This window comes from Bacillus sp. DE0042 (assembly GCF_007680225.1).
Taxonomy (GTDB): Bacteria; Bacillota; Bacilli; order Bacillales; family Bacillaceae_G; genus Bacillus_A; species Bacillus_A wiedmannii.
Genome location: NZ_VEJP01000001.1, coordinates 1783732 through 1802878, shown reverse-complemented (window position 1 = coordinate 1802878; position 19147 = coordinate 1783732). Strand labels below are relative to the sequence as shown.

21 protein-coding genes and 2 pseudogenes are annotated in these 19147 nt (G+C 34.8%); 12 read left to right on the top strand and 11 right to left on the bottom strand.

Going from position 1 to position 19147, the window contains the following annotated elements:
- Positions 1-46: 46 nt before the first annotated feature.
- Both FS802_RS09145 and FS802_RS09135 read right to left on the bottom strand, forming a co-directional pair.
- Positions 47-934, bottom strand: coding sequence for a DMT family transporter (locus tag FS802_RS09145; protein ID WP_144524970.1), 888 nt, complete (start codon positions 932-934; stop codon positions 47-49).
- A gap of 308 nt (positions 935-1242) precedes the next feature.
- The gene (locus FS802_RS09135) at positions 1243-1818 is read right to left on the bottom strand and encodes a TetR/AcrR family transcriptional regulator (protein WP_098720343.1); all 576 of its coding nucleotides are present in this window, start codon (positions 1816-1818) and stop codon (positions 1243-1245) included.
- A gap of 142 nt (positions 1819-1960) precedes the next feature.
- Between FS802_RS09135 and FS802_RS09130 the strand changes: the two genes are divergently transcribed.
- Positions 1961-3436, top strand: coding sequence for an MDR family MFS transporter (locus FS802_RS09130; protein WP_098720344.1), 1476 nt, complete (start codon positions 1961-1963; stop codon positions 3434-3436).
- Positions 3437-3480: 44 nt separating this feature from the next.
- Here the strand turns inward: FS802_RS09130 and FS802_RS09125 are convergent, their stop codons facing one another.
- From FS802_RS09125 to FS802_RS09110, 4 genes are all read right to left on the bottom strand, one after another.
- Complete coding sequence (locus FS802_RS09125) at positions 3481-4008, bottom strand: permease (protein WP_141547078.1); 528 nt, start codon at positions 4006-4008, stop codon at positions 3481-3483.
- Positions 4005-4487, bottom strand: a complete 483-nt coding sequence (locus tag FS802_RS09120; RefSeq protein ID WP_098720345.1) for a hypothetical protein — start codon at positions 4485-4487, stop codon at positions 4005-4007. The genes FS802_RS09125 and FS802_RS09120 overlap by 4 nt, the downstream gene beginning before the upstream one ends.
- Positions 4480-4821: a PadR family transcriptional regulator gene (locus tag FS802_RS09115; RefSeq protein WP_000683187.1), complete on the bottom strand. Its 342-nt coding sequence runs from the start codon at positions 4819-4821 to the stop codon at positions 4480-4482. Before FS802_RS09115 ends, FS802_RS09120 begins: the two co-directional genes overlap by 8 nt.
- Positions 4822-5032: 211 nt before the next feature.
- Positions 5033-5158, bottom strand: coding sequence for a YjcZ family sporulation protein (locus tag FS802_RS09110; RefSeq protein WP_000540377.1), 126 nt, complete (start codon positions 5156-5158; stop codon positions 5033-5035).
- Positions 5159-5357: 199 nt separating this feature from the next.
- Here FS802_RS09110 and FS802_RS09105 point away from each other — a divergent pair, with 199 nt between their 5' ends.
- The 3 genes from FS802_RS09105 (at position 5358) to FS802_RS09095 (ending at position 7528) form a co-directional block, all read left to right on the top strand.
- A complete protein-coding gene (locus tag FS802_RS09105; RefSeq protein WP_000013675.1) occupies positions 5358-5603 on the top strand; it encodes a hypothetical protein in 246 nt (81 codons plus the stop codon).
- A 667-nt stretch (positions 5604-6270) separates the two neighbouring features.
- The gene (locus FS802_RS09100) at positions 6271-6855 is read left to right on the top strand and encodes a CGNR zinc finger domain-containing protein (protein ID WP_064473765.1); all 585 of its coding nucleotides are present in this window, start codon (positions 6271-6273) and stop codon (positions 6853-6855) included.
- A 118-nt stretch (positions 6856-6973) separates the two neighbouring features.
- Positions 6974-7528 carry an HPP family protein gene (locus FS802_RS09095; RefSeq protein ID WP_000065737.1) on the top strand — a complete coding sequence of 185 codons (555 nt, stop codon included), beginning with the start codon at positions 6974-6976 and terminating at the stop codon, positions 7526-7528.
- Positions 7529-7694: 166 nt separating this feature from the next.
- On the opposite strand, the gene FS802_RS09090 is transcribed toward FS802_RS09095, so the two are convergent.
- Complete coding sequence (locus tag FS802_RS09090) at positions 7695-7805, bottom strand: YjcZ family sporulation protein (protein ID WP_000505686.1); 111 nt, start codon at positions 7803-7805, stop codon at positions 7695-7697.
- Positions 7806-8616: 811 nt separating this feature from the next.
- Between FS802_RS09090 and licT the strand changes: the two genes are divergently transcribed.
- The 6 genes from licT (at position 8617) to FS802_RS09060 (ending at position 14626) form a co-directional block, all read left to right on the top strand.
- Entirely contained in the window at positions 8617-9465 is an 849-nt protein-coding gene (gene licT, locus FS802_RS09085; protein ID WP_098720246.1) for a BglG family transcription antiterminator LicT, read from the top strand.
- A 147-nt stretch (positions 9466-9612) separates the two neighbouring features.
- On the top strand, positions 9613-11505 hold the full coding sequence (locus FS802_RS09080) for a beta-glucoside-specific PTS transporter subunit IIABC (protein WP_098720247.1): 1893 nt from the start codon (positions 9613-9615) through the stop codon (positions 11503-11505).
- Positions 11506-11600: 95 nt separating this feature from the next.
- Positions 11601-13040, top strand: a complete 1440-nt coding sequence (locus tag FS802_RS09075) for a 6-phospho-beta-glucosidase (protein ID WP_098720248.1) — start codon at positions 11601-11603, stop codon at positions 13038-13040.
- A gap of 156 nt (positions 13041-13196) precedes the next feature.
- Positions 13197-13655: a MarR family winged helix-turn-helix transcriptional regulator gene (locus FS802_RS09070; RefSeq protein WP_070168498.1), complete on the top strand. Its 459-nt coding sequence runs from the start codon at positions 13197-13199 to the stop codon at positions 13653-13655.
- Complete coding sequence (gene pssA / locus FS802_RS09065; protein ID WP_098708672.1) at positions 13648-14232, top strand: CDP-diacylglycerol--serine O-phosphatidyltransferase; 585 nt, start codon at positions 13648-13650, stop codon at positions 14230-14232. The genes FS802_RS09070 and pssA overlap by 8 nt, the downstream gene beginning before the upstream one ends.
- Before the next feature lie 22 nt (positions 14233-14254).
- On the top strand, positions 14255-14626 hold the full coding sequence (locus FS802_RS09060; RefSeq protein WP_000620589.1) for an ATP synthase subunit I: 372 nt from the start codon (positions 14255-14257) through the stop codon (positions 14624-14626).
- A gap of 105 nt (positions 14627-14731) precedes the next feature.
- On the opposite strand, the gene FS802_RS09055 is transcribed toward FS802_RS09060, so the two are convergent.
- The 4 genes and pseudogenes from FS802_RS09055 to FS802_RS09040 all read right to left on the bottom strand — a co-directional run.
- Complete coding sequence (locus FS802_RS09055; RefSeq protein ID WP_075310385.1) at positions 14732-14836, bottom strand: YjcZ family sporulation protein; 105 nt, start codon at positions 14834-14836, stop codon at positions 14732-14734.
- 594 nt (positions 14837-15430) lie between these two features.
- Positions 15431-16606, bottom strand: a complete 1176-nt coding sequence (locus tag FS802_RS09050; protein WP_000757547.1) for an MFS transporter — start codon at positions 16604-16606, stop codon at positions 15431-15433.
- Positions 16607-16893: 287 nt separating this feature from the next.
- Positions 16894-17205 carry an ArsR/SmtB family transcription factor gene (locus FS802_RS09045; RefSeq protein ID WP_000433539.1) on the bottom strand — a complete coding sequence of 104 codons (312 nt, stop codon included), beginning with the start codon at positions 17203-17205 and terminating at the stop codon, positions 16894-16896.
- 194 nt (positions 17206-17399) lie between these two features.
- Positions 17400-17501, bottom strand: a pseudogene (locus tag FS802_RS09040) (TetR family transcriptional regulator); the annotation flags it as partial.
- Positions 17502-17745: 244 nt separating this feature from the next.
- Here FS802_RS09040 and FS802_RS09035 point away from each other — a divergent pair.
- Together FS802_RS09035 and FS802_RS09030 are read left to right on the top strand one after the other, a co-directional pair.
- Positions 17746-18363 carry a VanZ family protein gene (locus FS802_RS09035; RefSeq protein ID WP_098720250.1) on the top strand — a complete coding sequence of 206 codons (618 nt, stop codon included), beginning with the start codon at positions 17746-17748 and terminating at the stop codon, positions 18361-18363.
- Between the two features lie 125 nt (positions 18364-18488).
- Positions 18489-19125 (top strand): annotated as a pseudogene (locus FS802_RS09030) (hypothetical protein).
- Positions 19126-19147 lie beyond the last annotated feature (22 nt).

Sequence of the window (19147 nt, the reverse complement as noted above, 5' to 3'; positions counted from 1 at the left end):
ACAAACGAATATTTTCGGGGTATGTTTATGTACTTTAGCGAAATAACTATTCCATATTCTTCTTATAATTAACCCGCAACAACCCCTTAAAATCCACCTCAGCAATCAATACACTCACTAATATAAGCGTCGCCCCTAAATATCCTTTTCCAGTGAGCGTTTCACCTGTGAAAACGAAAGCGAAGCCTGCGGAAAAGACAGGTTCTAATGAGAAGATAAGTCCTGTATGTGTAGGCGTCGTGTATTGCTGGGCGATTACTTGCACGATGAATGCGACTGCGGTGCAAAATATGCTTAAGGCTAGGATGATGAGCCATGAGTTGGTTGTGCTAGGCAGTTTTGGCGTTTCGATAATGAATGAAAAAATAAGACTAAATAGGCCGACGAAACCGAGTTGTATGACTCCAAGTGCAATGGAGTTCACATGTTTTGTTACGCTACCAGTAATGATGACGTGAATCGCATAAAATAAGGCAGACAATATGCAAAATATATCGCCATTACCGATCTTGAATTCGCTCGTTAATGTTAATAAGCCGATTCCAATTATCGTTAAAAAGATTCCTACTATCACTTTCTTTTCCGGAATGTGTTTTAAAAATATAGCTGATAAGATCGGAATGAAAATGACTGTGAGACATAGTAAGAAACCAGCATTAGAAACACTCGTATACTTTGTGCCGAATGTCGCGAAAATGTAAACGATAAATAAAACAAAAGCGAGTATAAATGCATATTTTACCGTTTTAAAATCGAATTTGAATAAATGTTTGTAAAATATTAAACCTGATAAAAGAAAGGCGATGATAAATCGTAATGCAATTAAGTTGTATTCTTCGATGCCTTCAAGTCCAACCTTTGTAAGTAAGATGGATGCACCCCAAAAGAATGTAACTAGTAGTAGCCCTAAATCCGCTTTTAATTGTAGTTTCATTTCTATTCCCTCGTTATGTATAAAATTTATAATCCCATACCCCTATCCCCATTTTTTATTTTAATATTAATTCTGAATATTTGTAACTTAAATTTATCGACGTTTTATTTCATTGATGAAGCCTTTTCATCCACTTTTGAAGAAATTCGGTAGTGTAATTACTTCAGAACAATTAGGAAGAGCAATGGTGCGAGTTGGGAAAGACGGACATTCTCATTCGATTATTGAAAGTTCGGATTTGAAGAAGATCAGTAAGTAGTGTGTACAAAAAAACGCCTATTTCATATAGGCGTTTTTTGATGGTAAAGTTATTCCTCTTCAAACTGAAAAATATCCCGATTAATAAGTTGGTGGAGATATTGGTCCATTTCAGCCGCAGAAACTTTTCTTTCATTTTTAAACCACCATGCGCTTAATGAGGTAATTGCCCCGGAATAAAATTCAATGATTAAATCATTTGGCATCGTATGGTTTTTGCAAAGTTGATGTAACGCTGCTATTTCTTGTTTTCTCGTTTCGTGACTTAAATACTGTGTCCGGCTAATAAATTGTTCATCAGACATTTGTGTCTCTAATATTTTACCGATCTCTTCATGATGTAGAAATTGCTCCATTACTTGAAATGGTTTACTTAATCGATCTGAAACCGGTATTCCCGCAATTATCTTGCTGTATCGTTTAAATCCAAATGCTAATAAAGCATCTTTATCTTCAAAGTGCTTATAAAAGGTTGTTCGGTGTACCATCGCAAGGTCACAAATTTGGTTAATCGTGATGGAACTATATTTCTGTTTTGATTGCGTCATTAATTCAAATAAGGAATCCCACAATAATTTATGTGTACGTCTAATACGTAAATCAAGTTGTTTTTCATTATCATTCATCTACAATTCTCCTTTTTTGTAGATTAAATATACAATGGCTGAAAATTGATTCTCCCTTTTTAATCTACATATGTATATTATATTACATGTGTTCGGGTTTATTTAAAGCTTTTTAAGTAAGAAATAGGAGGAGAATTTGCAAATGGATATGACAACTAAGAGCCCTGTAAGTGGCAAAGTTGATACTTCTAATATGAAACATACCCCGATTTTAATTGCATTACTTTTAGGGGCAATGGTTGCATTATTAAACGAAACGTTACTTGGTAATGCGTTAACTGTATTAATGAAAGAATTTGGCGTAACGGCTTCAACGATTCAATGGCTTTCTACAGCATACATGTTGGTAGTTGGTGTTTTAGTTCCAATTACAGCGTTACTTCAGCAATGGCTCACAACGAGACAAATGTTTTTGATCGCTATGGTAACGTTTTTAGGCGGTACATTAATTGCGGGATTCGCACCGACATTTTCCGTTTTATTAGTCGGCCGTATCGTCCAAGCTGTAGCGACGGGATTAATTACACCGTTATTAATGAATACGATTTTAATCATTTGTCCGCCTGAAAAACGGGGTGCGACAATGGGATTAATCGCACTTGTGATGATGGCAGCTCCGGCAATTGGTCCTACATTATCTGGAGTAATTGTGGATTCATTAAATTGGCGCTGGTTATTCTATGTTGTTATTCCTATCGTGATCATTTCAATTATGATTGGGATGAAGTACATTCAAAATGTTTCAGAGTTAACAAGGCCAAAAGTAGATTATCCATCTATCCTTTTATCAACATTAGGATTTGGCGGGTTTGTGTATAGCTTTAGTGCATCAGGTGATTTGGGATGGTCCGATGCGAAAGTGTATGGCACTTTACTTGTTGGGCTTATCTCATTATGTATTTTTGTCGTTCGACAATTGAAAATTGAGAATCCAATTTTAGAATTACGAGCATTTAAAGTTCCGATGTTTACATTATCAGTTGGATTAATTGTCATTGTGATGATGTCGTTATTTTCAACGATGACTTTATTACCGATGTTCCTGCAAACAGTTTTACTCGTTACAGCCTTTAAATCAGGAATCATCATGCTTCCGGGAAGTGTTATTAGCGCCATAATGGGACCAATCGCAGGTAAACTATTTGATAAATTTAGTCCGAAAGTTATTATCGTTCCTGGTATTGTGTTAGTGGGGATTGCAATGTTCTTATTTAAAGGCATTACTCCTGATACATCAATGGTACAAATTATTGTCATGCATAGCGTATTAATGGTTGGACTCATGTTTGTCATGACAGCACAAACATACGGTTTAAATCAATTAACACCAGATTTATATCCGCACGGAACAGCACTGTTTAGTACGTTACAACAAGTAGCTGGCGCAATTGGTACGGCTATATTCATATCGAAAATGTCTTCAGGAACAACTAGCTATATGGAAAGCTCCGCAAACCCACTGGACCCAGTAGAGAAGTTAAACGGTTTAACATCTGGATTCCAAGGTGCGTTTACACTAGGGTTAGTCTTTATCATTATTGCATTTATCGTATCGTTGTTTTTAAAAGAAGAGAAAGAGGGAGTAGAGACAGCGAGGGTTTTACAGAACGAGAATTAAGGTTCATATAAAAAAAGACATCTTTAAGAGATAAAGATGTCTTTTTACATTTCTTTTGTAACATCATACTTTAGCAACTGCTCCTGATCATAAAACCTCTCAAAAATAAGCCCCATTACATAAAAGAATACTAGCCCGAAACCAATATGAATGAGTGTAAAAGTAGTTCCAAATGAAGAAAATTCATACACGAGAATTGGCAATTTCGCAGTTGTCCAAACGCCTAAGAAAAATACGATGTACCGAATGCTTGCACCTTTTTGTAAGAGTAGTGCTGCAATCGGGAAGGCAACGTAGAGAGGACCAGCTGCAATGCCGCCTAATAATAAAGAGAATAAGATTCCGTATACGCCGGAATTTTTGCCCATATATTTCATAAGCGTTTCTTTCTTCACCCATTGATCAAGTAATCCTACAAATAGTAGGACAGGTGGGAGTAGAAACAACATATCTAAAATGCTATTCCCTGTTAATTGTAATGCGCTCCATCCTAAAGATTGATTTATAAAAGTTAATACAATGAGCCCCAGTAGTAAGATGAAAAAGAAGCGATATTTTTTTAGTTCCTTCATACCATCACCACCCAAATGATATAGGAGAATAGGAGAGACATGAGCAAAGCAGATGCATTACGTGCGTAAGCAAAGCTTCGTCCGAATATTTTTTGTTCCATCGGTAATGTTGTAAGCCCTACTGACATGAGTGTAGACATAAGTGCTGCAACTTGAGGAAGGCCTGCGCCGTGTTGAATTAATGTATTACCGAGAGGAAATACGACGAAGCTTGGAATAAGTGCAACGGATCCGAGTATTGCTGAATAAATAATACCGGTGAATCCAGATTGCTCCCCAATAATAGAAGAGATGAAAGACGGCGTTAATATAGAAAGCGATAAGCCAACGAAGAGCATGATGGAGAGCATCGCAGGTAGAAGATTGCGAAACATTTTCCACGACTTCATTAGAGCTTCTTTCGTTTTATTGCGGTCTTTCATAAAAGAAATCCCCGTAAGAATAATGGCTAAAGTGTAAAGGATTATGCCGTTAATCATGATCAGATTCCTTTAAGTCTTTATATTTATCTAAGAAAAAAGATAAGTTCTTCATTTTCTCTTCAATATCCATTTGAAAATCTGCCAATTGTTCCTTTCCAGCAGGCGTAATTTTATACATCTTTCGCGGTTTGTCTTGATGATCTGTACTTACATAAGATTCAATTGCACCTTCGTTTTCTAATTTTTTTAGCGTACGATATAAAATAGCGCTATCGATTGGATTAACTGGAAGTTCTTCCTCGCACTTTTGCAACAATTGCCCGCCATAGTTATCACCTTCTGCCAAAAATAACAAAAGAAATGCACCTGTATGTCTTCCTGTATGTTTCATGGATATACCTCCTTGAATGAATTAGAATTTATACTGTTAATGACAGTATACTGTTGTTAACAGTATATGGTGTATGAAGTGCTATGTCAATTTTAAAATGTGCGAATTTCGAGGATACTATTTTCTAACTATTGCCGTTGATAAACTACCAATGAGAAGGGGTTGTACATCAAAAAACACAAAAAAAAGACACTCTCAAGAGTGCCTCTTATTAGCAGCCGAATCCGCCGCCCCAACAGCTAGCTCCTACGATGATTAATAAGATAAAGAGTACAACAAGTAAAGCGAATCCGCCACCGAAACCGCAGCCTCCACCACAACTACCGCCATATCCCATATTAACTCCTCCTTCCATAAAGACCATTTAATTAATGGATTTAATTTACTTTATGTTTTTACGGATAAACTTGAGCAGGTCCTTTTGAAAAATAAAAGATGCTTAGATTTTATAAGAATTGACGACCTTATTTTGTCACGGGTATTATGCTGATGACATATTGTATTTTATTCTGTGTATTGGGGGAAGGAGGATCTTTATGGCCAATTCTGAAATGATTTTACGATTACTTACGGATTTAAAGATTGAACAGCAAGCTTTAAAAGAGCAGTTGGAAAAAATACAAACAGCTGTGACTACTCTTGAAGAAAAATCAGCGATTGTGGAAGAGAAACCAACGACTATTGAAGAAAAACCAGCTGTTGCTGCTGCAAAGCAAAGAGCTCATTCTGGACACCCGACATCTTTTCGTGCTTGGAGAGCATCTGCTCAAAAGAATTCATAAAAATATAAGAAAAGAAGACATCGATTACGATGTCTTCTTTTGCTTGTACAATCCAAATGAGTTAAGAAGGTATATCCATATTGCTTTAAAAATAAGAAGAAAATAACGATTGTCGACTCCTTTTTTAGTATAGCATGTAATAATAAAGATTTTTTATGTAATATTGCATATATATAGATTATATGATGTTAATCTTATATATTTTAGTTGTCTGTTATTTGTTTTCATTCATTTACTTATATTATTTTTTTGAGCGCCCCATTGATGGGGCCTTTTTTTATAATTGTTTTAAGGTGGAAACCCCTGAAGCATTATGAGGGGTTTCATGACTAGGAAAAAGATTATTGGTGCTTAATGAGATGAAGACCCGGATGTTGTATCTGAATTTCTTCTAAATGGATTACTATTAATTTTTAAGCTGTTCCCCATAAATGATAAACCATGCCGATAACAAAAAATGCTAGTCCTACAAAAAACAAAACGGTTAAAGCAAGCATTCCATTTTTATTATGTTCCATAAAGTTAGCTCCTCTTTGAGTTATATACAAAAAGCCTTTAGTCGTAATTATGGCTAAAGGCTTTGCTCTTCATACTTTGTAGTTTATAAAAAAGTTGCACTTCTGTATTAATTTGGAATATGATTGTTTAAAGAGTAGGTGATGAGTACATGCAGGAAAGAAAACAATTCCCGCTTATATCTGGAAATCTCTCATTAGATTTAGTGAATACAGAGTTAGTTAGGCGTGGACAACGTTATGATTTATTAATAACAGATGAAGATGTATTAGAATGGCTACATGTAATAAAGGTTAATCTTCCTTTCTGGAATGAAAAAACACTTATAGGAATTCAAAAGCGAATGAATCAAGTTACATCTAGCATACTGGAGCTAAGAGAATTACTGAGAAAACAGTTTGAGGCAATTGCCGATCAGCACGAAATCTCTGATGATTTTATTACGTATTTAGAAAAACAAATTGAGAAGGCACCATTTACATATAAAGTTATTGAACAGAGTTTAGTACCTATTCCAGTTGGAGAAATTGAGGATGTACTTGTATCGTTAATTGCATTTGATGCTTTAACGTTAATAGTAGAAAATGAGCTTATTTCTCTTAAAAGGTGTTCAAACCCTGACTGTGTTTTATTATTTATAGATAAAAGTGGAAAGCGAAAATGGTGTTCTATGAAAATATGTGGGAACCGAAAAAAGGTAGCAAAGTTTCAGGTTCGAAAATCTGAAGAAGTTTAGGGAATCAACTTATAACAGTTGATTCTTTTTTTCTGCGTCTTTAAACTAACCTCTAAAATCAATGTTGACCGGTTAGTTTGTTCGGGATATAATTATTGGTAAATAAAGGAGGAGAATGATGAGTAATATAACAGCAGCTAAGCAGAAAGAGGATCAACCAATAAGTGTACGATATTTTGCAAAAATGAAAGGGAAAGGAAGAAGTCCATTACAGGTAAATATAAAGGACTCTTTAACGGGATTATTGGGGGGATTTTTAACGATTCTCACCTTAACATATTTAACGAGTATAACTTCTACAGAATTATTAATGGCTCCATTTGGAGCGAGTTGTGTATTAGCGTTTGGAGTTTGGAATGCACCGCTATCTCAGCCGCGTAATATTATTGGAGGACATTTGATTTCAACTTTCATTGGTCTATCAATATATCATTTGTTTGGAAATGAATATTGGACAATTGCTTTAGCAGTTGGGATGTCGATTGCTATTATGATGTTAACAAGAACAACGCATCCTCCGGCAGGGGCTGATCCCATTGTCGTTATTTTAGGAGCATACAGTTGGAGTTATTTAGTAACACCGGTTTTAGTTGGTTCCCTTGTTATTGTAGTTATTGCTTTATTTATTAATAATATGAGTAGTAAAAGGAGCTATCCAACTTTTTGGATATAGTTTGTAAAGTGAAAAACAATATAAGTAATTATATTATTTTTACTATGTTTCATTTTTTATATAGAAAAAGCCTTTAGTCGTAATTACGACCAAAGGCTTTTATTCTCATGCTTTTTAGTTTACAAAGAAAAGACACCCATATAAGAGTGTCTTTCCGATAGTTTGTTTAGCAGAAGCAAGAAGCTCCAACGATGATTAATAAAATAAACAATACAACTAATAGTGCAAATCCTCCAGAAAAACCGCAGCTTCCGCCGCAACTACCACCAAATCCCATAATAGTTCCTCCTTTAATAAGAGGGGAAAACAAAGGGTCACTCATGTTTTTTAACGGATTCTATTTACTTTATGTTTTGACGCATAAACGTGAGCAGGTCCTTTTAAAAATAAAAAAAGACACCTTAAGGTGCCTTTATCCCGCTTTAATGGGCAGTAAGACCTCCACCTCAAAATTCAGCGAAAGCAAAGAATTTAGGTGGGGGATCAACTGCCCATAAAAGTCCGATTGGTTCAACTAATAATCAATGGGGGATGAAGAAAACCCCCACTGATTAAAGTTTCACTTTATAAAAGAGATAATTCTTATGAAAATAAATAAAAAAGACACTGTAAAGTGTCTTTTTTATTTGAGTTATGCGCATTGCTTAATAAGACGCTAGTTCCTCAGTTTGAATATGAGTAACTATGTAGGGTAATTTTATTATAACATTTTAACCATTACTGGGTCTATATGGAATTTTATTAATGATTATGTTTGATTATTCAGGATGGTAAATATGGTAAAATACGTAAGTTATCTATGGTAATTGTAAAATATAATGATGTATATATCTAGTCTTGTAATGAATGCAAGCAACAGCTGATCGATTGTTAGTATTTTTCTTTGTAAAAAAATATTCAATATTTTATTATTGCAACCGCTTACTCTTTGTGTATAATAAAGGTAAGTTAATAAGTAAAAGGATTGTTACTGTTCGGCAGGCAAAACCTAAATTGATCTAGAGGCTACGGGTGTAGTGTGGCTTTTGGAATCAGTTTAGGTTTTTTTTATACCTTTTGTGACTTTAAGAAGAAGAAGGCGGAACAATATGAGAATCCATAAAATCTTAAATAACAATGTTGTTTGTACGATGAAGGATACTGAGACAGAAGTTGTACTGATGGGCAGAGGTTTGGGATTTCAGAAAAAAGTAGGCGATACGATTGATGAATCTAAGGTAGAAAAGACCTTTGTGCTAGAAACAAAAGAATTATCAGAGAAACTCGCTAGGTTGCTAACTGAAATTCCTGTAGAAAATTTAGAGATTACAGAGAGAATTATTCAGTTTGCTAAGAACGCTTTGCCGGGGACTTTAAGTGATTATATTTATCTTACATTAACGGATCACTTAAGTTTCGCCTTAACTCGGCATAAAGAAGGAATGGAACTTAAAAATACTTTGCTTTGGGAGATTAAGAGGTTCTATCAGAAAGAGTTTGAAATTGGTCTACAAGCTTTGAACATAATTGAAGAAGAGACTGGGCTTAGACTTTCTGAAGATGAAGCAGGGTCAATTGCACTACATTTCGTTAATGCGCAGCAAGGAGAACCGGCGATGCAACAAACGGTAGCGATGACGAAAATCGTCCAAGATATTTTAAATGTTGTAAAGTACCACTATAAGATGAACTTAGATGAGAATTCATTTAATTATAGTCGTTTTGTAACGCATTTAAGATATTTTGCGCAGCGTTTAATGCAGAAGGAATTGAACTCGGCCGATGATGATTTTTTATACGAGCAAGTGAAAAGTAAGTATGAAGAGGCATATTGTTGTACAGAAAAAATTGAAGCGTATTTACGAAAAGCACATAATAGTCATCTTTCAAAAGATGAAAAAGTGTACGTAACGTTGCACATTCATCGTGTAACGAAACGCAATGAATTATGTAATTGAATAAACGGGATTGTTACTGTTTGGCAGGCAAAACCTAAATTGACTTGTAATGGAGTGATTCGTATGTATCACGCCGTTACGGTTAGTTTAGGTTTTTTCTTTTATAAAAAATAATAAATGGGATGATTGTAGGGAGGGAAAGTTACTATGAAGTATGAAAAATTAGCAAAAGACATACTGAAACATGTTGGCGGGAGAGAAAATATACATAGCGTTGTACATTGTATAACTCGTTTACGATTTCAGTTAAAAGATGAGGGGAAAGCAAATACAGAAGTACTGAAAAACATGGAAGATGTTGTGACTGTTATGAAAAGCGGCGGACAATATCAAGTTGTAATTGGTAACCATGTATCCGACGTGTATAAAGCGGTTATTGCTGCTGGAGGGTTTCAAGAAGCTGAGGAAGAAAATACGAGTGAGAAGAAAAAGAGTAGTCTTATAGATATTCTTTCTAGCATTTTCACTCCTATTTTAGGAGTGTTAGCTGCAACTGGGATGATTAAAGGATTTAATGCATTATTTGTAGCGTTAGGCTGGTTAAGTACACAGTCAGGAACGTATCAAATATTAAATGCAGTTGGCGATTCGTTATTTTATTTCTTCCCGATCTTCTTAGGATATACAGCAAGTAAGAAATTCGGGGGATCACCATTCATCGGTATGGCAATTGGGGGGGCTTTAGTCTATCCAGCTTTATCAGGTTTAAAAGCCACTGAGCCATTATATACGTTATTTGCAGGAACGATGTTTGAATCACCAATTCATATTACGTTTTTAGGCATACCAGTTATTTTAATGAACTATGCATCATCTGTTATTCCAATTATTCTCGCTGCTTATTTTGGAGCGAAAGTAGAACATTCTTTAAAGAAAGTTATTCCGGATGTTGTGAAAACATTTTTATTACCATTCTTCACATTATTAATCGTTGTACCAGTTACATTTCTCGTTATTGGTCCAATTGCGACCTGGGCAGGGCAGTTTTTAGGACAGGCGACGCTTTGGGTGTATCATGCAAGCCCATTAGTAGCAGGTGCTTTACTCGGTGCTTTCTGGCAAGTGCTCGTCATATTTGGCCTTCATTGGGGCGTCGTTCCGATTGGCTATAACAATTTAGCAGTAAACGGTGTTGATCCGATACTAGCGCTTATATTTGCTGCCTCATTTGCTCAAATTGGTGCTGTGCTTGGCGTTTGGATGAAAACGAAAGATAAAAAATTAAAAACACTTAGCATTCCAGCTTTTATTTCAGGTATTTTCGGCGTTACAGAGCCGGCGATATATGGGATTACACTTCCTCTTAAAAAGCCGTTTATTATGAGCTGTATCGCTGGAGGAATTGGCGGCGCAATACTTGGCGTATTTGGTACACAAGCTTATATGACAGGTGGACTTGGTATATTTACGCTTCCTACATTCATTAGTCCGAAAGATGGGATTACAGCTGGATTTTGGGGCGCAATTGTTTCAATGATTGTTTCTTTAGTAGTAGGTTTTATTCTAACTTACTTATTTGGTTTTACGAAAAAGAAAACATCTACAGAAACAGAGGAAACAAGTAATAAAATTGCTGCATCAAACGATGATGAAGTAATCTTTAGTCCTTTCCATGGCGCCGTTATGCCGCTTCAAAATATTGAAGATGCTGCATTTGCATCAGGTGCGCTAGGTGAAGGAGTTGCGATTGAGCCTTCAGAAGGAAAGTTGTTTTCACCAGTTTCAGGTACGATTGCTGCGCTTTTCCCGACGAATCATGCAGTAGGAATTACGGCGGATTCAGGTGCTGAAATTTTAATCCATATTGGAATGGATACTGTGAAATTAAATGGCGAATTTTTCTCTTCTCATATTGAACAAGGAGCGAGAGTAGAAAAAGGGCAATTACTTATTGAGTTTCATATAGCTGAAATTCAAAAGGCGGGTTATATTGTGACAACACCAGTTGTTGTTACAAATTATGATAAATATAGCATCAAAAAAACGGAAATAGAAAAGATTCAAGCAGGAGATTCCTTACTAAAGTTAGGAGTTAAATAGTAGTTACATTTCATACAGGTTCAAACGAAGAAAGGTATTCTTTAAAACTTACAATGCCTTTCCTCGTTCATTCTTATATAAAGGAGTTTTTCTATATGTCTAAAGTTAATTTTCCAAAAGGATTTTTATGGGGTGGAGCAACTGCAGCCAATCAAGTTGAAGGCGCATATGTAGAAGACGGAAAAGGATTAACGACGGTTGATTTATTACCAACTGGTGAAAATCGTTGGGATATTATGAAAGGAAATATTCATTCCTTTACGCCAGTAGAAGGAGAGTTTTACCCGTCACACGAAGCGATTGATTTTTATCATCGTTATAAAGAAGATATTGCGTTGTTTGCAGAAATGGGATTTAAAGCGTTACGTGTATCGATTGCGTGGACGCGTATTTTCCCAAGTGGTGAAGATGAAAAGCCAAATGAAGCAGGATTACAGTTTTATGATAATTTGTTTGATGAACTGTTAAAGCACGGTATTGAACCAATCGTTACGATGGCTCACTTTGATGTGCCTGTTCATTTAGTAGAAAAGTATGGAAGCTGGAGAAGTAGAAAACTCGTAAACTTCTTCGAGACGTACGCAAAAACTATTTTTAATAGATATAAAGATAAAGTGAAATATTGGATGACGTTTAATGAAATTAATATGCTTTTACATTTACCTTTCATGGGAGCAGGTCTAGCATTTAAAGAAGGTGATAATAAAAAACAAATTCAATATCAAGCAGCGCATCACCAACTTGTCGCAAGTGCGTTAGCTGTAAAAGCGTGTCATGAAATCATTCCAGATGCAAAAATCGGTTGTATGCTTGCTGCTGGTGCGACGTATCCGTACACATGTAATCCAGATGATGTACTTCGTGCAATGGAACAAGACCGTGAATCATTCTTCTTCATTGATGTACAAGCAAGAGGAGCATATCCTGGATACGCAAAACGTTTCTTTACAGATAACAATGTAACAATTGAAATGGAAAAAGAAGATGAGGAAATTTTAAAAGAGCATACGGTTGATTATATTGGCTTTAGCTACTATTCAAGCCGAGCAACAAGTACAGATCCAGAAGTGTTAAAAAGCATAACGAGCGGAAATGTATTCGGTTCTGTTGAAAATCCATACCTTGAAAAATCAGAGTGGGGATGGACGATTGACCCGAAAGGCTTCCGTATTACAGCGAACCAACTGTACGATCGTTACCAAAAACCGTTATTTGTTGTTGAAAATGGTCTCGGTGCAATCGATCAATTAAATGGTGAAGACGAAGTGAATGATGAATACCGTATTGATTACCTAGAGAAGCATATGATTGAAATGTCAGAAGCGATCCAAGATGGAGTAGATATTATCGGATACACAAGCTGGGGTCCAATTGACCTTGTAAGTGCTTCTACTGGAGAAATGAAGAAACGTTACGGATATATATACGTTGATAAAGATAATGAAGGAAAAGGTTCATTAAAAAGATTGAAGAAAAAAAGCTTCGATTGGTATAAGGAAGTAATTAAGACAAATGGTAAGAGTTTGGAGTCTTAAGTATGAAAGGGAGACATCTTGATTGATGTCTTCTTTTTTCATTGTGAATAAAGAAGGGAGCCATATTTCCCTTTACACGAACATAAAGGTATAATATAGTTTAGTTAAGTGAACTAAACTATTAAAACCGAAATAACAGCATGGAGGAAGAACGCTATGACTAAATCGTATAAAGAAGTAATTAATGAAATGAATCGAGCCTACACGGAACTCTACATTTTATTATTTCAAGATTTAAAGGATGAGTTCGGTCTTACTGGGCAGCAAGAGAGCATGCTATTTCATATTCATTTAAATGAAAACACGACAGCAAATAACATTGCGAGTACGTTTAATATAACGAAAAGTGCTGTGAGCCAAGTTTTATCGAAATTGGAAAAGCAGAAGATGATTTCGAAACAAGTAAACCCTAATAATAAAAGGGAGTATTTCCTTACACTCGGCCCAAACGGTAGTAAATATATCGAACGATTGTCTGAGTTAGATGATGTGTTAATCGAGAAATATTTCTCGAAAATTGATATCGAAGCTTTGCAGCAAATGACTGATACGTTAACGAAAATAAATAAAGTGATATTGGAAGAAAAACAGAAGGATCTTGAGTCTAATGAGTAAGAAGCAAGATGAAGCAATTAGTAGAAAGGAGGGGAAGCGTGTGATGAGTTACATACCAAATATGATTACGATAGCAAATTTTGTGTGTGGGCTTTTGGCTATTCACGCTGTTTTCGTTCACGATATGTATGGTGCAGTTCTGTTCATTATTACAGGTATGGTATTTGATCTGTTTGATGGTATGGTTGCTCGGAAGCTAGATTCTGTTTCGGAAATGGGCGGAGAACTAGATTCATTTGCGGATTTAGTGACCTTTGGTGTGGCACCTTCTATTCTTGTATATAGTGTCGCTTTAAAAGATTTGCAGTCTATTGGGATGATATGTGCGCTTGCTTATAGTATTTGCGGAATGCTGCGGCTTGCGAGATTTAATACACAACAAAGCAAACTCCCAACATTCATCGGAATGCCCATTCCATTTGCAGCAATGTGTCTCCTCATTTTATGCCTCCTACATAATACAGTGTCGGTGGCGTTTGGCACATGCGTACTCGCTTATTTAATGGTGAGCAAAATCAAATTCCCCCATTTAAAAAAAGATATATCGGAAGGTTTGAAATCCGAAAGATGGGATTAATGAGAAAGATAAGGAGCATAACATGATTCGTATGGCATTAAGATCATTCAACATACAAATATATTGTTTACTAGGCGTGATGTTATTGGGATGGTTGATGACACCTTTCTCAGCCCAGTTTGTAGGGATAAGCGTTGGCCTTTTAGTTAGTATGTACTGCGCCTGGATCTTAGGAAGGCGTATTGAAAAGTTCGGAAATAGCATCGTAAAAAAAGAAAAAGCACCAATGCTTGGCATGATGAATCGGTTTGCAGCCGCCATACTCGGTGCGATTATTATGTATGAAATTGAACACCGTGAGTACATGTGGACATTTGCAGCTGGAATTATGGGTGGGTATTTCTTAATTATTATTAATTTAGGTTATTACAGTATGAGGGATGAGAAGAAATAAAGTGCTGTGTAAATCACTAATTTGGATGTGAAAACTTTCCTTTATAGAGAGCTTTTTATTACAAAGAAAAGACACCCATATAAGAGTGTCTTTTCCGATAGTTTTTTAGCAGAAGCAAGAAGCTCCAACAATGATCAATAAAATAAACAATACAACTAGTAAAGCAAAGCCGCCGCCACAATTACTACTACAACTACCACCAAATCCCATAATAGTTCCTCCTTTAATAAGAGGGGAAAACAAGGGGTCACTCATGTATTTTAATGGATTCAACTTACTTTATGTTTTTTACACAATAATTGAGCAGGTCCTTTTGAAAATAAAGAAAAGACACCCTAAGGTGCCTTTCTCCGACTTGAACCATCTTAATTTTAATAATATTGGACTCCCGTCCGAATATTATTTTACCATGTTAAGTTGTTTTTGGAAATATTTCATATCGATAATTGCAATACACATTTTAGTTTTTGAATTATGTATCTGTCTAAACGTTGAAATTAATAAAGGAACGACATACTTGAGGGTTTTTATGAGTGATTACAATCATACCATTAAAAAGAGCCCCATAAATGATAAACCATTCCACTAACAAAAAACACTAATCCTAAAAATAAAACAATTAAAGCAAGTACTCCATTTTGATTATGTTCCATAAAATTAGCTCCTTTTAGAATTATTTTTATATACAAAAAAGCCTTTAGTCGTAATTATGGCTAAAGGCTTTGAGCATTATACTTTTTAGTTAATAAAATCTAATAAGAAGAATTTATAATGTTTTTTATCGAATTTGGAACTGAAAATGTACTAGCTTGATAATGAAGCCTGGCTATTAGAATTGAAAAATTTTAGTTTTATTATAATTAATAGAAATGAGAGTAGTGTGAATGTAAATCCGCTCCAAATAAGCTGGTGAATACCTAAGTTTGAAATGAACCAGCCTCCAATAGTGGTTCCTAAAGTAATTCCGAGATTTGAGAACGAAACGAATAGACTGTTACCAAATTCGGGTGCTTCTTTAGCTTCACTTATTAACCATGTTTGACCAACAATTAATCCACCAGCATGTACGATTCCCCAAATGAATACTATAAAAATCATTGGAACAAGGTAGGAACCTAAATAATAAACCATTATGTAAACAATAGAATATAGAATAGGGAATGATATTACAGTGTTTATTATGCTTTTTTGCAGAAGACCACCAAATAAATGATTACCTAAAATCATAACTATACCAAATATGAATAGCATGATACTGATGAGAGATCCATTCATGGAAGTTACTTTTGCAAGGTACTCAGCGAAGTAGCTGTATACGGAAAACATGGCTGCAAAAAGGAATGTGACGGTTAAAATATTTAACCATAATCCTGGTTTGCCGAGTATACGAATTTGTTTGCCGAAAGACATTTTTTCTTTAACAGGCATAGAAGGAAGTAGGAGTAGTATTCCAATGAATGCAACAGTGTTAACGAATGCTCCGAATAAGAAAGCCATTTCGAGTGAAAATTGGTCTGCAAGGTAAGAGGTTAGTGGTACACCTAAAGCAAAGCCAACAGTAATTCCCATGAAAACTTTTGTAACTGCTTGACCGCTCTTTTCTGGAGGGACAAGTTTAGCAGCTGTTACAAGAGCGATTGAAAAGAAGAGTGGATGAAGCGCTGCCGGTAAAATACGAAAAATAAGCATGATTTCAAATTGTGTTGTATAAGCGTAGATTAAATTTGAAATAACAAATATGAAAATTGCTGTTAATAAAATTATTTTGCGATTAATACTAGAGACGAGCAGAATTAAAAATGGACCAGAAATAGCAACAACTAGTGCAAATATACTTACTAAAAATCCAGCTTGTGTAGTTGAAATTCCGAATTTTTCAGTGATTTGTGGTAATACGCCGACAATACCCATCTCGGTAGTAATAATTCCGAACACACCTATTGCGAGTGTCAGAATAAGTAAAGGATTTACTTTTTTCATTTATTAAACTCTCCATTCGTATCAGTATTTTGAAAATAAATTCATTAACAAAGAAGCATTATTATAAGCATGATTGGATGCCAATATTATCAGGAGTATGTAATTTGAAATACAATAACAGATATCTAAATAACTAGATGTGATATGTTAAAAAAATTTCTCCTTTCGATGTTTCTTGCTTTTATAGGCAGTGCAATTTATACAAAAGTCATTGGATACCTGTAAAAAAGCAGAATGTGTGAAAGCTAATAATCAATTAGTATGCTGATTGATTATTAGCTTTCATTTTATAATTCGTTTTGGACGTATTCAGAAAACTCTCGTATTGTTTTTTCATTTCGACGATAGTAGGTCCATTTTCCAATTCGGTCAGACTCTAGTAGGCCTGCTTTTTTCATAGTTAATAAATAACTAGAAATAACCGATTGGGCTAAGCCAGTTTTAAGTTGGATATCTCCTACACATACGCCAACTTGAAAGTTAAGGTCTTGTTCTAGATAAGGTTTTTCATCGAAATGGTTTTCTGGATTTTTCAACCATGATAAAATTTGACATCTTGTTTCATTTGACAATGCTTTATAAATTAATAAAGGTTCCATAAGGATATTATATCTACTTTTATAGATTTGTAAATAGGTTTTAGTGATTTTAAGGGAAGAAGGTATAGTTAATCCCCTTGAATAGGAATAAGGTGCTCTTGATCTGTACCCTTTGTAAAGGACATTTTTAAAAAAGTTAGGCAACCTAAAAAAGATGATTTCTGTATGCAAACAGGAGTCATCTTCTTTAAATTCTATTGATAGCAAGCGTGATTATAGTACGTCATATATTTCTTAATTTCATGTTTTAACTGAACAAACGATTCACATGATTTTATATATGCTTCATCGGTTAAAGTACTACGAGGATTACGTGCAAAAATGATAATATTGTTAAGTTTAAGCATGTTGTTGCCTAGCTATCAATGACGGATTCCTAAGAAGAGTAATAATAAAACCTAACTGAAGATTTAAGAAAAATTTTATGTTTACCCCACTTTTTATTTTAAAAGTTTTTCCTATCCTATAAACAAGTAATATCAAGAAGGATACTAAAAACGATAAATCCATAGATGAAAATGTAAAGTTAGGAGATTCCACATGCATACAGGAGTTTTAATGAGTTATTTGTATACTTATTTTTTTACTATTATGTTTTGTATTGTGTTTCAAATTGGATGTTATTTTAATGCGAAAAGAAATATATCTATTCTGCATTTTCTATGGGTATATGTTTTTCTATTCTACCTTTCGCTAGTATATGGGGTGACGCAAATCGCGACTGTATGGGATATAAGTAGATATGAAACGTGGATTCGTGTCAGTCAAATTAACTTGACTCTATTTGATACGGCAGGTAGTACTACGTATCTTTTGAACATTGTACTGTTTATGCCGTTCGGTTTTTTATTACCGACTATTTGGCCAAAGTTTAGAAAAATGAAAAACACCGTATGTGCGGGATTCTTTTTTTCATTGGCAATTGAGTTAAATCAATTACTAAATAATAGAATTACAGATATTGATGATTTATTTACGAATACCCTCGGGGCGATTATTGGGTATGTATTATATAGAGCTTTATTTAAAATGATATGTAAAAGAGAGGAAAAAAAGCTTGATACCAACTCTTCTTTAGTCATAAAATACGAAGCTGTTTTTTGTTTAGTGTGTTCATTTGTAGGTGCGATGTTCATTTATTATCCTGGAGATCTGTAAGCCTCCAATAAGATTGCGATCTATTCTAGTTCTCCTCGCTTAAACACGGTAAAATGTGAATAACTCATCGCTTTTTCTAACTTAATAGATGCGGTTTATGTATTACATGATAGGTAGGTGTAAATGTGTTAAGTGTTCAATTATCTCAATACCTTACTAAAAGAGTCTAAACCAGCTCTTCATACAGATGGAAAACGAGAGTATATGTTAAAAAATGAAGGGTTATCACCGTATCCTATTTATTTAAATCACCCTATTATGATAGGAGTGGGAACGAATTGGAATCAGCATACAGGATTCGAAGAAATCATTAAAGGATTTATAGGCGCAAATAAAAAATTTCCTATGTACATATTATTTGAAACTTATTTATGTAGGGACTTTATTGAAGGATTTTTAGAAGAGAATAAACTTCATTTTGAGCTAGTTTTTACTAATAAGAAAAGGGATACGAACTTTTTTAAAGTGTGTATTACCGATAGTGATGATATAACGACACTTATGCAGCATTTCTTTCAATCAGCACAAGATTCCCTCTATACGTTATTAAGCTATTCAGCAGACTGTAAGATTATCAGTAATCGCACTGGTGAGATTGAAATAAAGGCTGACAGTTTTTATCCAAGCTTTTCATTCATGTATGATGAGCAAGAATTATTTATTATTGGTGGGGAAGAGAAATGGTCACATATCCATTATATAAAAAGATTTTTTCATCTTGAGCAGATTACAGATGAGTTAACTATTGATTTAAGAAAATGAGAGATGAGAAGAAATAGATGAG

Bases quoted from the DNA above. Each gene is read 5' to 3' on its own strand.
- FS802_RS09145 (WP_144524970.1), bottom strand. From the start codon at position 934: ATGAAACTACAATTAAAAGCGGATTTAGGGCTACTACTAGTTACATTC.
- FS802_RS09060 (WP_000620589.1), top strand. From the start codon at position 14,255: ATGATTCGTATGGCATTAAGATCATTCAACATACAAATATATTGTTTA.
- FS802_RS09090 (WP_000505686.1), bottom strand. From the start codon at position 7,805: ATGGGATTTGGTGGTAGTTGCGGCGGAAGCTGCGGTTTTTCTGGAGGA.
- FS802_RS09050 (WP_000757547.1), bottom strand. From the start codon at position 16,606: ATGAAAAAAGTAAATCCTTTACTTATTCTGACACTCGCAATAGGTGTG.
- FS802_RS09095 (WP_000065737.1), top strand. From the start codon at position 6,974: ATGAGTAATATAACAGCAGCTAAGCAGAAAGAGGATCAACCAATAAGT.
- FS802_RS09070 (WP_070168498.1), top strand. From the start codon at position 13,197: ATGACTAAATCGTATAAAGAAGTAATTAATGAAATGAATCGAGCCTAC.
- FS802_RS09075 (WP_098720248.1), top strand. From the start codon at position 11,601: ATGTCTAAAGTTAATTTTCCAAAAGGATTTTTATGGGGTGGAGCAACT.
- FS802_RS09055 (WP_075310385.1), bottom strand. From the start codon at position 14,836: ATGGGATTTGGTGGTAGTTGTAGTAGTAATTGTGGCGGCGGCTTTGCT.
- FS802_RS09110 (WP_000540377.1), bottom strand. From the start codon at position 5,158: ATGGGATATGGCGGTAGTTGTGGTGGAGGCTGCGGTTTCGGTGGCGGA.
- FS802_RS09100 (WP_064473765.1), top strand. From the start codon at position 6,271: ATGCAGGAAAGAAAACAATTCCCGCTTATATCTGGAAATCTCTCATTA.
- FS802_RS09045 (WP_000433539.1), bottom strand. From the start codon at position 17,205: ATGGAACCTTTATTAATTTATAAAGCATTGTCAAATGAAACAAGATGT.
- FS802_RS09115 (WP_000683187.1), bottom strand. From the start codon at position 4,821: ATGAAACATACAGGAAGACATACAGGTGCATTTCTTTTGTTATTTTTG.
- FS802_RS09105 (WP_000013675.1), top strand. From the start codon at position 5,358: ATGGCCAATTCTGAAATGATTTTACGATTACTTACGGATTTAAAGATT.
- FS802_RS09130 (WP_098720344.1), top strand. From the start codon at position 1,961: ATGGATATGACAACTAAGAGCCCTGTAAGTGGCAAAGTTGATACTTCT.
- FS802_RS09125 (WP_141547078.1), bottom strand. From the start codon at position 4,008: ATGAAGGAACTAAAAAAATATCGCTTCTTTTTCATCTTACTACTGGGG.
- FS802_RS09035 (WP_098720250.1), top strand. From the start codon at position 17,746: ATGCATACAGGAGTTTTAATGAGTTATTTGTATACTTATTTTTTTACT.
- FS802_RS09080 (WP_098720247.1), top strand. From the start codon at position 9,613: ATGAAGTATGAAAAATTAGCAAAAGACATACTGAAACATGTTGGCGGG.
- pssA (WP_098708672.1), top strand. From the start codon at position 13,648: ATGAGTAAGAAGCAAGATGAAGCAATTAGTAGAAAGGAGGGGAAGCGT.
- licT (WP_098720246.1), top strand. From the start codon at position 8,617: ATGAGAATCCATAAAATCTTAAATAACAATGTTGTTTGTACGATGAAG.
- FS802_RS09120 (WP_098720345.1), bottom strand. From the start codon at position 4,487: ATGATTAACGGCATAATCCTTTACACTTTAGCCATTATTCTTACGGGG.
- FS802_RS09135 (WP_098720343.1), bottom strand. From the start codon at position 1,818: ATGAATGATAATGAAAAACAACTTGATTTACGTATTAGACGTACACAT.